We start from the raw sequence: 14,875 nt of genomic DNA, 5'->3' as shown, positions 1-14,875 counted from the left end.
CACGGGGAGGTGACGAGATGGCAGGAATGTTCTCGACCAAGGGGATGTACGCGCTGCGCGCGATGGCGGACCTCGCCTGCCACGAGGGCTGGGTCTCGCTCGGCGACGTCTCGCGTCGGCAGGGCATCTCGCGCAAGTACCTGGAGCAGGTCATCTCGCTCATGCACAAGGCTGGCTACGTCCGCAGCCAGCGCGGCAAGGGCGGCGGCTACCAGCTCACGCGCAAGCCGGAGGACTACACCTTGGGCGAGCTCCTGCGCGCCGCGGAGGGGTCCCTCGCGCCCGTGAGCTGCCTCGACTGCAGGAGCGACGAGCTCTGCCCCCAGCGCGACACCTGCACCACCGTGGGCGTCTGGCGCGACCTCGGCCGCGTGACGTCCTCCTACCTCGACTCAAAGACGCTCGCCGACCTCGTGCGCCCCGACGACGCGGGCCCCTGCACCGCCAAGCCGATCTAGCGGCGCCGCGACGCCCTGCGCCCCACTCCGGCGAGCGTTCCCGGAAAGGCCGACGAGCCCTCCCGCAAGGAGAAGGATAGCGCAGGTGAGAAGGACGAGCGCCTGGTCCGGGTAGAAGGCCGCGAAGTCGCGCCATCGCATGCCCGTGAGAAGCGGCGGCACGCCCAGCAGGTAGACCGGCGCCGCCATGTGCAGCAGCAGGGCCGGGAGCGCCCGGGGCGCCCGCCGGGACCCGCGGCGCCGCCGCAGCGCGCCCCACGCGAGCGGCAGCGCGCAGAGCAGCACGGCCAGCGCGTAGAGCACGTCGTAGCGCACGTGCTCTCCCAGCGGCGGCACCACGTCCGCGGGGTCCGCGCGCCCGCCCACGGCGATGGCCGTCGCTCCGTCCGCCAGCGAGAAGAACGCCTCGTTGCTGCCGAACTCGTCGTTGCCGTCCGCCAGCACCACGACCCCGAGGTCACGCCCGGGGATCGCGCACATGCGCGCCACGTAGTTCTCCACCTGCCCATCGTGCGACATCACGAGCTCCCCGTCATCCCAGGAGTAGGTGGTCCAGCCCATGCCGTAGTAGGTGTCGCCCGCAGGGTCGGGCACGCGCGAGAAGATCATCCGGTGGACGGAGCCCGCCGAGAGCACGCGCGCGCCACCGGGCGCCGCGCATCCGCTGTTGAGATACATCCGCAGGTACGCCGCCATGTCCGAGACGCTCGCGCGGACGTAGCCGGAGGCCGGGCCGCCCCAGGCGTCGTCCCCCTCCCCGTGCTCGAAGCCGTCCGCCACCCACGCGCCAAACCACGAGCGGTGCCCCTCGGCCCGGGGCGCGCGCTCAGGCTCGTCGCCCGCCGAGGCGTCGCCCATCCCCAGCGGCGAGAAGACGCGCTCGCGCAGGTACGTCCCGAGGCCCAGCCCGCTCACGTCCTCCACGATGCGGCCGAGGAGGTCGTAGTTGGCGTTGGCGTACGAGAAGGACCCGGCGCTCTCACCCACGGACGCCCCCGCGAGCGACTCGAAGTACCCAAAGCCGCTCGTCTGGTTGAGCAGGTCGCGAACCGTCACCGAGACGGGGACGCCCGTCTCCGGGGCGTAGGAGCACGCGGGCCCGTCAAGGTCGACGAGCCCCTCCTCGGCGAGCTGCATCACGGCCACGGCCGTCATGGACTTGGAGAGCGAGCCCACCACGAACGTCCGGTCCTCGCTCGTCACGTCCCCCAGGCAGCGCAGGTAGCGCACGCCGTCCGCGTCCACCACGGCAACGGCGACGCCCGGCATCCCGCAGGCGGGGAAGGCCTCGTCGAGAAACGCGTCGAGCCGCGACGCGAGCTCGGCGCCCACGGGCTCGTCGCCCGGCAGCGCAGCGCCCTCGTCGGTGGGATCGAGCTCAGGCTCGGCGATCTGGGCGACCTCCTCCTCGGAGAGGCCCGGGTCGCCAACGTCGTCGGGCCCGGGCAGCAGCGCCTCGTCGGCCCGCGCGACCGCCGGGGTGCCGAGCGCGCACGCCGCCAGGAGCGCGGCGGCCACGGCGCCCGCCGCGAGCAGCCGTCCCCGGCACCTCGCGCGACCATGCCTAGAAGCTGTCATAGATGAACTGCACCGGCCCCGAGAGACCCGAGAACACCACGAACCACGCGATCACCGCCACGAGCGCCACCACGGCGAGAAACGCGCCCGCCGTGAGCAGTCCCGGGCGCGCCTCCAGCCACGCACGGGCCCGCGCCGCGAGGTCCTTCTCCCCCGGCATCACGAGTCGCCTCCCTCCGCGGCGAGCCCCGGCGCGTCGCCAAGGTCCGCACCGCCCAGGAAGTCGTCGTCGCGGCCGCTCACGAAGTCGTAGAACGCGCGCTCGATGCGCACCCAGCCCACCCATCCGGGATGTACCGTGTCGCACAGGAAGTACTTCTCGTACTCGCAGCTCGAGAAGTCCGCATAGGCGGCGCCGGCCTCGTCGCAGATGCCGCGGATGCGCTGGTAGTAGGCCGCGCGCTCCTCGGCGGAGACGTCGGCGAGGTCATACCACGCCCCGTGCACGGGCAGGATGCACACGAGCGGCTCCAGGCCCGCCTCCCGGCAGACCTCGAGCAGGCAGGCAAGATCCGCGTACTCGTCGTCCGCCTCGTGGAAGTTCTCGAAGAGCTCGGGCATGTAGGTGTGGTTCTTCTCCCAGTACGCGTCATAGACGCCGTAGTCGTTGGTGGCGCAGGACGCCGCCCCCTCGGCGCGCGCCGCACCCAGCAGGGCGTCCCAGTCGGGCTCGCCGGTGGGCTCCCCCGCCGCGCGCGCCGGGCTCTTGGAGGGCGCGATGGCCACGATCCCGGGCACCTCCGAGCGCAGGCGCCAGCCGTCCGCGAGCGAGAAGAACCAGTCGTTCACCGCGTCGAGCGGCATGTCCTGCGCGGCGGCCGCGAGCTGGCCCGCGTCCACGCCCAGCTCCTCGCAGCGCCGCCGCACGTAGGCCTTGGTCTTATCGGAGATGCTTGGGTTCTGCACGAAGGCGCGGTAGAGCGAGTAGGAGAACTTGCTCTCGAACTTGTCCTGGTCGCCGTTGCCCTTGAAGAACCACTGCGGCGAGACCACGATCATGACCTTCTTGTTCTTGACGCGGCCCCCATAGGCGCCGGCGGCGATGGCCTGCCAGAGGCTCTGGTCGTAGCCCTGGCCCACGAAGGTCATGTCCACGCCGGTCACGTTCTCCCCGAAGACAGCCTGCGGGCACATGCTCACCTTGTCCTTGGAGATGTAGAACTCCGAGGAGCCCAGGCAGAGGTAGGAGTCGTCCGACATGTTGGCGAGCACGAAGTCCGCGTTCTCCGACTTGCCGTCGGCATAGACGTAGTCGTAGATTCGCGAGGGGTCGGCGGGGCCGTTGCCGGGGAGCAGCACGTCCAGCGCCACGAGCCCCGCCGCGGCCACCACGAGCCCGGCCGCCACCGCAAGGAGCAACCGCACGCCGGGACCCGTCCGGCGACGGGAGCGCCCCGCGGCGGATGCGACCGCGCCGTCCTTCGCGCCGTGGTCCTTCTCGCCACGGTCCTTCCTGCCGCGCATCACGCCACCCGCTTCTCCACCTGCTCGACGATCTTGTTGGGCGTGTTCATCTGCTCGCGCGGCACCGCCGTGGGCGCGATGGACACGCCCAGCTCGTCCTCTATGCCCACGAGCAGCTCGATGGCGCCCATCGAGTCAAGAAGCCCCAGCTCAAAGAGATCATCGTCCAGGTGGTCCCGCACCGCGTCGTCCCCGCAGACGTCCACGAGGAGGTCAAGCACCCTCTCCCGGACGGTCGCATCGCCATCTGCCATGTCAATCAGGCTCCCTTCACGAGATAGGAAATCTGGCCGGAGAAGATCGCAAAGCCCAGCATCACCAGCTGTAGCGTCACGAACCATATGAGGATGCGCATCCAGCGGTCGCGCCGGTGCGCGCGATAGAACTCGGAGCGCTTCTGGAGCCACTCGTTGGCGGCGAGAAGGACCCCGTGGTAGAGGCCGTAGCCCAGGTAGTCGGGCGTGAGTCCGTGCCAGCACCCCATGACGAGCATGTCCGCCACAAACCCCGCCTGCGCCACGCGCACGCGGTCGCGCGCCCAGCCCCAGCCACGCCGCCGCCCGCAGCGCATGAGAGCGCGCGTGAGCCGCATGAAGACGAAGTCCCTGAACCACGTGGAGAGCGTGATGTGCCAGCGATTCCAGAAGTCGATGACGTCGGACGCCAGGAACGGCGCGCGGAAGTTGCGCGGGCAGCGGATGCCCAGGCAGTAGCTCGCGCCCATGGCCATGAGGCTGTAGCCCGCGAAGTCAAAGAAGAGGTAGGCGGCGTAGGCGTAGGCGATGCGCACCTGGTTTGCCAGCTCGGCGAGCCAGGGGCCGTCCCCCCAGGGCTCGAGCACCCACCAGCGCTGCACGACCTGGGCGATCACCAGCTTGTAGACCATGCCGGCGAGCAGCAGCAGGATGCCGCGCGCGAGCATGCCGGCGTACTCGTCGCGCGCGGGGACGCGGTGGGCGTCCGCGAGGAAGCGCCGGCTGCGGTCGATGGGGCCGGAGGTGAACTGCGGGAAGAAGAGCAGGAAGCTCAGGTAGTCGAGAAGGCCCAGCTCGTCGCGCCCGATGAGCCCGTCATGCACCTCGAAGACCACCTGGAGCGCCTTGAACGTCACGTACGAGATGCCCGCGAAGCCCCAGAGCGAGACGCTGCCCGCGGTGAGCTTGTAGACCACGAGCGGCAGCATCGTGAGTCCGGCGGACGCATAGAAGACCCCCTGGTTGTCCGGGCGGCCCGCCAGAACCACCACGCACACGCGCGCGACGGCGAGAAACGAGACGAGCGCCACGGCCTGCGTCCCCGAGCCCAGCAGGCAGGCGAGAAACACGACCGAGGTCACGAGGCCCCAGCGCTGGAGCGAGTGCCCCGTCAGGCCGAGCGCGGCCGCCACCGCCACGGCGGCAGCGAGGAGCACGAAGAACGCAGGGTCGGCAAAGAACTCCACCTCGGGTCACCCGCGGCTCGCGAGCGCGCGGCGGTCGATCTTCTCGTTGGCCGTGAGGGGCATCTCGTCGATCACGCGGATGCGACGGGGGACCATGTAGGAGGGCAGGGTGCGCCCGAGCGCCGCCTTGAGCGCGCGGGAGAGCTCGAAGTCCCCCGGCACCCCGCCGGCCAGCCCGAGCCCGCGGGCAAGCTCGCCGCGGTCCACTACCACGAACGCCGAGAGGCTCGTGACGCGGCCCCGGGCCTCGCGCGGCACCACGGCCGCCTGCTCGATGCCCGCCATCCCCTCGAGGGTCCCCTCGACCTCGGCGAGCTCGATGCGAAAGCCGTTCACCTTCACGAGCGAGTCGAGCCGGCCCTCGCAGTGCAGAACGCCGCGCCCGTCGAGGTGCCCCAGGTCGCCCGTCCGGTAGCCGCGCGCTGGCGTGCCGTCGGCGAGGGTCGTCTCGAAGAAGCACGCGGCCGTCTTCTCGGGGTTGGCGTAGTAGCCCTTGGCCACGGTGTCCCCGCAGATGACGATCTCGCCCGTCTCCCCCGCGGGAAGGCGCGCGCCCGTCTCGTGATCCACGATCCAAAGCTCGGTCCCCGGGCGCGGGCTGCCCACCGGCAGCGGCTCGGGGTCCGCGAGCTCGGCGGCGCCGATCTCCCCGTAGGTCACGGCGACGGTGGACTCCGTGGGCCCGTAGGTGTTCGCGATCACGGCGTCCGGGAAGCGCTCGGCGAGCGCGGCCGCCGTGGTGTGGTGGAGCGTCTCCCCGCAGAACAGGAAAAGGCGCAGGCGTGGCAGCAGCCCCGCGCGGAAGGACGGGTCGGCAAGGCAGAGGTCCGCGAAGGAGGGCGTCGAGACCCACACCTCCAGGCCCGAGGCGGCAAGCCCCGCAAAGAGCCGCGAGAAGTCCATCTCGTCGGCGCCGCCCACCGCGCAGAGGCACCCGCCCGTGGCGAGCGCGCCCACGAGCTCGTACTCGGAGAGGTCGAAGGAGTAGTGCGCCTGGTCGAGAAAGGCGCGGCCCCCGTCGCGGATAACCGGGAAGCCCACGAGCCAGCGCATGAAGGCGGCCACGTTGTCCGCGCTGACCTCGATGCCCTTGGGGCGGCCCGTGGAGCCGGAGGTGAAGATCACGTACTGGGTCTCGTCCCCCGCGACCCAGACCCGCCGGTCGGGCGCCTCGCCCATCGGCTCCCGGAGCAGGCCATCTGCGTCAAGCAGCTCGCAGCCTGCGAGGGCCGAGCGCAGCTCGTCCGGCAGCGCGCAGGTGGAAAGAAGGACGGGCCGCTCTATCTGCCCCGCGATGTCGCGCACGCGCGCGGCGGGGAGGCTCGCGTCCACCGGGACGAAGGCGTGCCCGCTCATGAGGCAGGCGAGAAACGCCGCGACGGTGCGCGCGTCCTTCTCGCCGAGCACGAGCACGGGGCCGCGCCCGCGGGTGTGGCGCATGAGCGCGGAGGCGAGCGCCCCCGCAAGGCCCCAGAGCTCCGCGTAGCTCGTCACCGCGCCGTCCGCCGACCGGAAGGCCGGGGCGCCCGGCGCCGCAAGCGCGTTCTTCCTGACCGCCTCGAGCAGCCCGTTTTCTGCCTCGCCCATGCCTGCCCCCTTCGTCGGCGCGTGTCACGGGGCATGGTAGGCCTGCGGGACGCGCCGGGAGGGACCGCGCGGACATCGGCACAAAGGCGAGAAAAACAATAAAGCCGACTGAAGGGAGCCCGATGCCAAAAAGAGGGCGAAGTGCACCGACTTCTGCGCATTGCTGCCGGAGCTCATGAGCGTCGGCAACTGGGCAAGACTCCTAGCTGCGATAACGTAACAGGCTCACGTTCTTCTCGCATGCGACGTGAAGAAATTCGTGCACTTCCCGCGTTTTATGGCACAGAACGGCGCCCGGCCCCGCGCTGCGGGACCGGGCGCCGACGTTGCCTATGAGGCCAGGCGCGCCTCCTGCTTACGCCCAGCCCTTGCCGTCGGAGCCGAACTGCCGCATGAGCTCCTTGGTGCGGGCGACGATGGCCTCGCGGCCGGGCTTGAGGAGCTTGCGCGGGTCGTAGCCCTTGCCCTGCTGGTCCTTGCCCTCCTCGATGTACTTGCGGGTGGCCTCGGCAAAGACGACCTGGAGGTCGGTGTTGACGTTGATCTTGGAGATGCCGAGGGAGATGGCCTTCTGGATCTGGTCCACGGGGATGCCGGTGCCGCCGTGCAGGACGAGCGGCAGGTCGCCGGTCAGAGCCTTGATCTCACCGAGGCGGTCGAAGGACAGGCCGGCCCAGTTCTCGGGGTAGATGCCGTGGATGTTGCCGATGCCGCAGGCGAGGAAGTCGACGCCCAAGTCGGCGATGGCCTTGCACTGCTCGGGGTCAGCCAGCTCGCCGTTGGAGGCGACGCCGTCCTCGACGCCACCGATGCCGCCGACCTCGGCCTCGACGGAGATGCCCTTGGCGTGGGCGGCCTTGACGACCTCCTCGGTGCGCTTGAGGTTGAGCTCGAAGGTCTCCTCGTGCGAGCCGTCATACATGACGGAGGTGAAGCCGGCCTCGATGCACTTGAAGACGTCCTCATAGGAGCCGTGGTCGAGGTGCATGGCAACCGGGACGGTGATGTTCATGTCCTCGACGAGGTTCTTGACGAGGTCGGCGACGACCTTGTAGCTGGTCTGCCACTTGGCGGCGCCGGAGGTGCACTGGATGATGACGGGGGACTGGAGCTCCTCGGCGGCGGCGAGGATGCCCGAGGCCCACTCGAGGTTGTTGGTGTTGAACGCGCCGACGGCGTAGTGGCCCTTCTCCGCGGCCTGAAGCATGGCAGTAGCGTTGACGAGCATGTTGACCTCCATACGTTGGTGTAACCCGGAAGGACAGTACGGGTAAATCATACCCCGACACGCAGATGAAATCAGTCTCACAAGCACATTTTGGGAGAATGGTTTTTATCATGACAATGGTGACAGGGGCGTCTGTCATGAAAGGGAGGCGGCGCATGGCCGAGAAGGACGAGCGCAGGGCGGGCATCCTGGGGGACTTCTCCCTCTCGCAGATCGTGGCGACGGGCCTTGCCGCGGCCACGTCCTTTGCGCTCTCGGCGCAGATCGGCATCGCGGGCTCGATCATCGGCGCGGTGATCGGCGCCGTGGCCTCGAGCGTGGCGACGCAGGTCTACCGCAACATACTGAACGCCTCCGCGGAGAAGCTCCGCTCGCTCGGCCCCGACCAGACGGCGCGCGGTACGGCCCCGGTGCCGGGCGAGGTGCCGCCGACCGCGGGCGAGACGCGCCTCATGCCCACGCCCGTCCCGGCCGACAGGACGCGCGTCGCCGCGTCCGGCACCCCCATCGCCCCGCCCGAGGTCATCGACGCCGCCCACGAGCGCCAGCGCACGCGCCTGCGCCGACGCGTCGCCGTCATCGCCACGGTCGCGGCCGTCGCCGTCGTGCTGGCATACGCCCTCGTGGTGAGCCTCGCCACCCAGGGGGCGGGCATCGGGCCGTCCCTCTCGCCGGCAGAGCCCGTCGTGGTGGACGAGCGGACGGAGGGCGAGCGGGCGCCGCAGGCGGACGAGGCGCCCTCCGCGGGTGCCGAGGACGAGGGCGCGTCCGAGCAGCCCACCGGGCCCGCGGACTCCCCCGCCGAGGGAGGCTCCGCCACGGGCGCGGACGACCAGGACGCCGACGCGCAGGGCACGGGCGCCGCGCAGCCCGGAACGGGCGCGGACGCGGGCGCCGGGACCGGCTCCGATTCCGGTTCCGGCACGGGCACGGGAGCTGGCGCGCAGGGCGGCACCGGCGACAGCGCGGATGCGGGCGCGGACTCCTCCGGGACGGGCGGCGCGGCAGACGCCGGCGGCTCCACGGGGGCCGCGGACCCGGCTGGCCAGCCGTAGGCGCACGGCCGCGGCACGGCGCGCTGCGGAAACCGGCGTCGTGGCAGCCCCGCGCGAGCGCGCGTTGCCAAAAGAGGGGTTTTGGCAGGCGCGGACTCGAAAATCCTGCGGTTCTTCTCGCCCCCGTTCTTGAATCGGGGGTTGTGGCAGTCCCCAAGCTGCCACAACCCCGCTCCCCGCAACGCGCGCCCGCCCCGCGCTGCCACGGCCCCAGATTCCACAACGCCTCCCTGGCCCGCGCCGCCGGGCTGGTCTAGAATCTTGAGCCGATTGCGTATCTCCGAGGAAGGGAGTTCCATGGACCGTCCGAACGCATGGAAGGAGTACACCGAGGAGCAGCTCGACCAGCTGCACTACCTCTGCGAGGGCTACAAGGCCTTCATCTCCGAGAACAAGACCGAGCGCGAGTGCTGCGCCGCCGCGGTGGCCATGGCCGAGGAGGCCGGCTACGTGAGCCTGGAGAGCCGCATCGAGGAGGGCAGGCGCCTCGTGCCCGGCGACAAGGTCTACGCCGTCAACCGCGACAAGACCCTCATGCTGCTCCAGCTGGGCACCGAGCCCCTCGAGGCGGGCGTGAACATCCTGGGCGCGCACGTCGACTCGCCGCGCCTTGACGTCAAGCAGGACCCCGTGGACGAGAAGAACGAGCTCGCGACGCTCGACACGCACTACTACGGCGGCGTCAAGAAGTACCAGTGGGTGGCCATGCCGCTCGCCATCCACGGCGTGGTGGCCAAGAAGGACGGCACCGTCGTCTCCGTGGTCATTGGCGAGGATGACGACGACCCGGTCTTCTGCATCACCGACCTCCTCCCCCACCTCGCGAGCGAGCAGATGGGCAAGAAGGCCACCGAGGTCATCGAGGGCGAGATGCTCGACGTCCTGGTGGGCAACCGCCCGATCGTCGTCAAGGAGGGCGAGAAGGACGGCGACGCCGAGAAGAGCCCGGTCAAGGCCGGCGTGCTCGGCATCCTGCGCGACCTGCTCGACATCGAGGAGGAGGACCTGCTCTCCGCCGAGCTCGAGGTCGTGCCCGCGGGCGCGGCCCGCGACCTGGGCCTCGACCGCTCGATGATCCTCGGCTACGGCCAGGACGACCGCGTGTGCGCCTACACGAGCCTCGTAGCGCAGCTCGACGCCGAGGCGCCGGCGCGCACCGCCGTCACCCTGCTCGTTGACAAGGAGGAGATCGGCTCGGTGGGCGCCACCGGCATGACGAGCCGCTTCTTCGAGAACACGATGGCCGAGGTGCTCGAGCTCGCCGGCGAGACCGGCCCGCTCGCGCTGCGCCGCTGCCTCGCCGCCTCCAACATGCTCTCGAGCGACGTCTCGGCCGGCTTCGACCCCACGTTCGCGAGCGTCTTCGAGCCGAAGAACAGCTGCTACCTGGGCCACGGCCTCACATTCAACAAGTACACGGGCAGCCGCGGCAAAGCCGGCTCCAACGACGCCGACGCCGAGTACCTGGCCACCATCCGCCGCGTGATGGACGAGGGCGGCGTGCACTTCCAGACCGCCGAGCTCGGCAAGGTTGACGCGGGCGGCGGCGGCACGATCGCCTACATCCTGGCGACCTACGGCATGAGCGTCGTCGACTGCGGCGTGCCGGTGCTCTCGATGCACGCGCCCTGGGAGGCCACGAGCAAGGCCGACGTGTACGAGGCGTATCGCGGCTACCAGGAGTTCCTCAAGCTCGCGTAGCGGACTGACTCGCAGCCACGACGGCCGCCCCTCCGACCTGCACGCAGAACTGCGCTTCGCGGAAGATTCTGCTTAGCAGGTCGGAGGGGCGGCCTCTTGCGTGAGCGGTTGGATGCGACGACACGTGAGGAACTCCTGATGGCCGTCGCTCAGGGCCTCCACCTTCTGGAGGGCGCGGGGAGGGTCACTCGATGGCGAGCGTCACCTGGGTGTTGGGGAGGCCGGTCACGGTGGCGGTGGTGCGGTCGCGGTCCCAGCTGAGGAACGTATCGCTGTTGATCCGGAACTCCCACTCCTTGCCGGCCTCGTCGACGCCACGGAGGTAGTACGTCGCGCCGCTCTCGCCGCTCACGTCCCTCGTCTCGACATCGTGCAGCTCGACGCGCACGGGATCGAAGAGGTACGGAATGTCCAGCAGCGGCTGCCCCACGAAGACGTAGCAGGTACACACCATGAGCGCGATGATGACCGCCCCGAAGATGCGCTCGCCCACGCCCTTGAAGTCGTCGCGCAGCTGCCGCGCCACCGCCACGACGCCAAAGGAGAAGATGGCAAGCCAGCCTGGAACGCCCACGAGCCGATACACCACCGCAATCGGCCCCTCGTCCGTCTTGCCCAAGGTAAAAAGGCCGATGAGCCCCCACACGACGTAGCTGACCACGGCCAGGGGAACAATCACAATCAAGGCAATCGCCAGATAGCGGCGCCGGCGGTCACGGGCGGACTCCACGGGGGACTCGCTCGCCTCCGCCTCCTCCATCGCCGCCTTGAGCCTCGCGTACGTATCGTCCTCGTGCGCTTCCATATACCCCCTCTGCTCTCAGGACAACGTTAGCCTGACGCAAGGGGAAATGTTGGCTTGGCCGGCATCCCTTGCGCAACGCTTACGTCGCGGGCCAGGGCGGCCGGGCAGGACCCTTTGCAGAGATCTCGGATTGCGCATGGCGAGAAGAACGCGTAGCTTGGGATTTTGCGGCCAGGCGGCTGCGTTTCCCGAGCTACGCGTTCGGTAGTTCAACTTCTGTCACGCGCTAACGCGGATGTTGGAAATCCCCGGTTGCGCGTGGAGGCCCGGGGCCGAGGTTCTTCTCGCCCGCCCCTACAGGTCGGCCATCGTCTTGCCGGCGCCAACGAGACCCTCGAAGTCGGCGGTGAAGGCGTCCACCGCGGCGTCGATCGCGGCGTTCTTGACCAGGCCCTCGATCACGGAGGAAGCGGCCGTCACGGCGCCCACGCCGTAGCGGGCGAGCTCGAGAATCTGCTGGGAGTTCTTGAAGCTCGCGGCGAGCACCTCGCAGGGGAGGTCGTTGGCGCGGAAGATGTCGTGGATCTCCATGGCCACGCCCACGCCGTCATAGCCCATGTTGTCGATGCGATTGATGTAGGGCGCGGCGTAGGAGGCGCCGGCCTTGGCGGCGAGGAAGGCCTGCATCGGGGTGTAGATGGCCGTGGCGGTGGTGCGGATGCCCTCGGCGGCGAGCATGCGGATGGCCTTGAAGCCCTCGGGGACGCTCGGGACCTTGGGGAAGGTGTTGGCGCCGAGCTCGGCCACGATGCGCTTGCCGTCGGCGACCATGCCCTCGGCGTCGCGGGCCACGACCTGCGCGTGGAGCTCCATCTCGGGCCCGATGATGTCGCGGATCTCGTGCAGGACCTCGAAGGGCGCGCGCCCGGAGGCGGCGAGGATCGACGGGTTAGTGGTCACGCCGTCGACGGGATAGTACTCGACCAGGTGCTTGATGGCGTTGACGTCGGCGTCGTCGATGATGAGCTTCATGAGGCATTCCTTTCTGGCGAGGGCTTCGTGACAAACTGCCCTGTCACCTTTGTCATGTTACAGGGTCTGCTCGGTGCGGGCGATGATGTCGTCCTGGGTAGCGCGGGAGAGCACGTTGAAGAAGGCGGAGTAGCCGGCCACGCGGACGATGAGGTCCTTGTGGCGCTCGGGGTGCTCCTGCGCGTCGATGAGGGTGGCGCGGTCGACGACGTTGTACTGCACGTGGTAGCCGTGCAGGCGGTCGAAGAAGGCGGAGATGAGCATCTCGAGCTTCTGCTTGTTGCGCTCGGTGGCCAGCGTCGCGGGCGTGACCTTCTGGTTGAGCAGCACGCCGCCGGTGATCTTCTCCGTGGGGAGCTTGGAGACGGACTTGAAGACGGCGGTGGGGCCGTGGGTGTCCGCGTTGTGCGCGGGGCTGCAGCCCTCGGCGAGCGGCTCGTGGGCGTGGCGGCCGTCGGGCGTGGCCATGGTGCCCATGCCCTGGCCGACGTTGGCGCTGATCGAGGAGGTGCCGGCGTAGCGGATGCCGCCGATGGGGCCGCGCCCGTGGCGCGTGTTGGGGTACTTCTTGATCTCGTCGATGTAGGAGTCGTAGGCGTCCACGACGAGCTGGTCCACGGAGTCGTCGTCGTTGCCGTACTTGGGGGCGTCGTTCACGAGCATCTGGCGGATCTTCTCGCCCTGCTCGCCTGCGAAGTCGCTCTCCAGCGCGTCGGCGAGCTCGGCCGGCGTGATGCGGCCCTCGTCAAAGACGAGCTTCTTGATGGCCGCGAGGGAGTCGGCCATGTTGGCGATGCCCACCTGCAGGCCGGAGATGAAGTCGTAGACCGCACCGCCCTCCTTGATGGTCTTGCCGCGGCCGATGCAGTCGTCCGTGAGCGCGGAGCAGAGGATGTCGGGCACGTCGCGCTCGGACGCCTTGTCGATGGCGTTCTCCACGATGACGCTCGCGCGGGTGACCTCGCGCACGGTCTTGTCCCAGGCCTCCATGAGCTCGTCGTAGCTCTTCATGTCACGGAAGTAGCCGTAGCCGTGGGCAAAGCGCTTGCCGGAGGTGACGTCCACGCCGTTGTTCATGGCCACGAGCAGCATGCGCGGGAAGTTCACGTAGCTCATGCCCGTGCAGCGATAGCCCCACTTGCCCGGGACGGCCGTCTCCACGCAGCCGATGGCGGAGTAGTTGTAGGCGTCCTCCTCGGCCACGCCCCAGTTGATGAAGGACGGGATGATGACCTCGTCGTTGTTGAGGGCGGGCATGCCAAAGCCGAGCTTCATGACCTCGACGCACTCGTCGTAGAACTTCTTGTTGAGCCCCGCGTGGTAGCGCACCGTGAGGTTGGGCTGGGTGAGGCGGGTCTGCGCCACGGACTGCAGCACGAGGAAGGAGAGGTCGTTGACGGCGTCCTTCTTGTCCGTGGTCTGACCGCCGATGGTCACGTTCTGATACATGGGGCTGCCGGCGCTCGAGAAGGTGTGCGCCTGGCTGCGTACCTTGTTGACGGAGAGCGTCTTGATCCACAGGCACGTGAGGAGCTCGAGCGCCTCGTCGCGCGTGATGGCGCCGGAGGCGATGTCGGCCTCGTAGTACGGGAACATGTACTGGTCGAAGCGGCCGTAGGAGAGGCTGTGGCCGTTGGACTCGATCTGCAGGATGAGCTGGATGAACCAGACGGACTGCACGGCCTCGCGGAAGGAGCGGGCGGGCTCGTAGGGCACGCGCTCGCAGGTCTCGGCGATCTGGCGCAGCTCGGCGGCGCGCGCCTCGTCCTTCTCGGCGGCCGCCATCTCGCGGGCGAGGGCGGCGTAGCGCCCGGCGAAGCGGCGCACCGCGGCGATCACCACGAGGACGGCCTTGTAGAAGACGTACTTGTCGATGGACTCCGGGTCGGTGAGGTCGAGCGCGGCCTTGAGCGCGCGGACGCGCTCCTCGTAGCCCTTGAGGCCGTCCGAGAGCACGCGGGCGTAGTTCACGGCCAGGTGGGCGTCACCGGCGTTGAGCTTGCCCTCCATGCCGAAGACGCCGGTCTCCATGTAGACCTGGACCTCCTCGGGCAAAAGGGCCTCGCCGCGGGCGCGCAGGTTGTTGTTGTCCCAGAAGGGCGCGAGGTCGCGGAGCTGCTGCTTGGTCTCCTCCGTGATGTAGAAGACGTCGCCGTCGCGCTTCTCGAAGGTGTCGAGCTCGTCGATCACGAACTCCATCGTGTACTCGGGGAAGATCGGGGCGTTCCTGTTCTTGGTGGCCTGGTTGCCCGCGATGAGCGTCTTGTCCTCGATGTAGATCGTCATGTTGTCGAGGATCTTCTCGAGCATGAGGGCGCGCTTCATCACGTTGGGCTGGTTCTGGTGCTCGCGGTAGGCCTCCGTCGCCAGCACGGCGCGCTCGGCGTCGATATAGGGCTTCTCGTCGAGCATCTCCTCGCGGAACGCCTTCATGCGCGGCGTGAGCTCGCCGAAGTGACTCTCGTTTGCCTGGGACATCTGGGACTTCCCTTCTCCTGGGGCGCCTTCTGGCTACAGCATACTTATAGCAGTGGTTCTGAGCGGTGTCAACGTTCGCAATTGAATTTACTTTCGTTCGTAAGTATT

The 14,875-nt window shown here is 69.1% G+C and carries 13 protein-coding genes; 3 read left to right on the top strand and 10 right to left on the bottom strand.

Annotation, left to right across the window (positions count from 1 at the left end):
• The first annotated feature begins 17 nt into the window (after positions 1-17).
• The gene (locus H6A23_RS02525; RefSeq protein ID WP_075280775.1) at positions 18-458 is read left to right on the top strand and encodes an RrF2 family transcriptional regulator; all 441 of its coding nucleotides are present in this window, start codon (positions 18-20) and stop codon (positions 456-458) included.
• On the opposite strand, the gene H6A23_RS02520 is transcribed toward H6A23_RS02525, so the two are convergent.
• The 7 genes from H6A23_RS02520 to fba all read right to left on the bottom strand — a co-directional run bounded on the left by H6A23_RS02520 (position 393) and on the right by fba (position 7,756).
• Positions 393-2,036: a serine hydrolase domain-containing protein gene (locus tag H6A23_RS02520; RefSeq protein ID WP_204830626.1), complete on the bottom strand. Its 1,644-nt coding sequence runs from the start codon at positions 2,034-2,036 to the stop codon at positions 393-395. The two genes, H6A23_RS02525 and H6A23_RS02520, sit on opposite strands and share 66 nt — an antisense overlap.
• Entirely contained in the window at positions 2,023-2,196 is a 174-nt protein-coding gene (locus tag H6A23_RS02515) for a hypothetical protein (RefSeq protein WP_204830625.1), read from the bottom strand. Before H6A23_RS02515 ends, H6A23_RS02520 begins: the two co-directional genes overlap by 14 nt.
• Complete coding sequence (dltD, locus tag H6A23_RS02510; protein WP_204830624.1) at positions 2,196-3,500, bottom strand: D-alanyl-lipoteichoic acid biosynthesis protein DltD; 1,305 nt, start codon at positions 3,498-3,500, stop codon at positions 2,196-2,198. The genes H6A23_RS02515 and dltD overlap by 1 nt, the downstream gene beginning before the upstream one ends.
• Positions 3,500-3,754: a D-alanine--poly(phosphoribitol) ligase subunit DltC gene (gene dltC, locus H6A23_RS02505; RefSeq protein WP_075280777.1), complete on the bottom strand. Its 255-nt coding sequence runs from the start codon at positions 3,752-3,754 to the stop codon at positions 3,500-3,502. Before dltC ends, dltD begins: the two co-directional genes overlap by 1 nt.
• A 5-nt stretch (positions 3,755-3,759) precedes the next feature.
• On the bottom strand, positions 3,760-4,941 hold the full coding sequence (dltB, locus tag H6A23_RS02500) for a D-alanyl-lipoteichoic acid biosynthesis protein DltB (protein WP_204830623.1): 1,182 nt from the start codon (positions 4,939-4,941) through the stop codon (positions 3,760-3,762).
• 6 nt (positions 4,942-4,947) lie between these two features.
• Entirely contained in the window at positions 4,948-6,528 is a 1,581-nt protein-coding gene (locus tag H6A23_RS02495; protein WP_204830621.1) for an amino acid adenylation domain-containing protein, read from the bottom strand.
• A 355-nt stretch (positions 6,529-6,883) separates the two neighbouring features.
• Positions 6,884-7,756 carry a class II fructose-1,6-bisphosphate aldolase gene (fba, locus tag H6A23_RS02490; protein ID WP_204830620.1) on the bottom strand — a complete coding sequence of 291 codons (873 nt, stop codon included), beginning with the start codon at positions 7,754-7,756 and terminating at the stop codon, positions 6,884-6,886.
• 155 nt (positions 7,757-7,911) lie between these two features.
• Between fba and H6A23_RS02485 the strand changes: the two genes are divergently transcribed.
• Positions 7,912-8,811, top strand: a complete 900-nt coding sequence (locus H6A23_RS02485; RefSeq protein WP_204830619.1) for a hypothetical protein — start codon at positions 7,912-7,914, stop codon at positions 8,809-8,811.
• A gap of 297 nt (positions 8,812-9,108) precedes the next feature.
• On the top strand, positions 9,109-10,512 hold the full coding sequence (locus H6A23_RS02480; RefSeq protein WP_204830618.1) for an aminopeptidase: 1,404 nt from the start codon (positions 9,109-9,111) through the stop codon (positions 10,510-10,512).
• Between the two features lie 184 nt (positions 10,513-10,696).
• Here the strand turns inward: H6A23_RS02480 and H6A23_RS02475 are convergent, their stop codons facing one another.
• From H6A23_RS02475 to H6A23_RS02465, 3 genes are all read right to left on the bottom strand, one after another.
• Entirely contained in the window at positions 10,697-11,317 is a 621-nt protein-coding gene (locus tag H6A23_RS02475) for a hypothetical protein (protein WP_204830617.1), read from the bottom strand.
• A gap of 294 nt (positions 11,318-11,611) precedes the next feature.
• Positions 11,612-12,289 (bottom strand): transaldolase family protein, encoded by a 678-nt coding sequence (locus H6A23_RS02470; protein WP_204830615.1) that lies wholly within the window; start codon positions 12,287-12,289, stop codon positions 11,612-11,614.
• Positions 12,290-12,346: 57 nt separating this feature from the next.
• The gene (locus H6A23_RS02465) at positions 12,347-14,767 is read right to left on the bottom strand and encodes a glycyl radical protein (protein ID WP_204830614.1); all 2,421 of its coding nucleotides are present in this window, start codon (positions 14,765-14,767) and stop codon (positions 12,347-12,349) included.
• Positions 14,768-14,875 lie beyond the last annotated feature (108 nt).

Origin of the sequence: Olsenella uli (assembly GCF_016900775.1) — a bacterium.
Lineage (GTDB): Bacteria > Actinomycetota > Coriobacteriia > Coriobacteriales > Atopobiaceae > Thermophilibacter > Thermophilibacter uli_A.
This window is presented reverse-complemented; position numbering and strand designations above follow the sequence as displayed.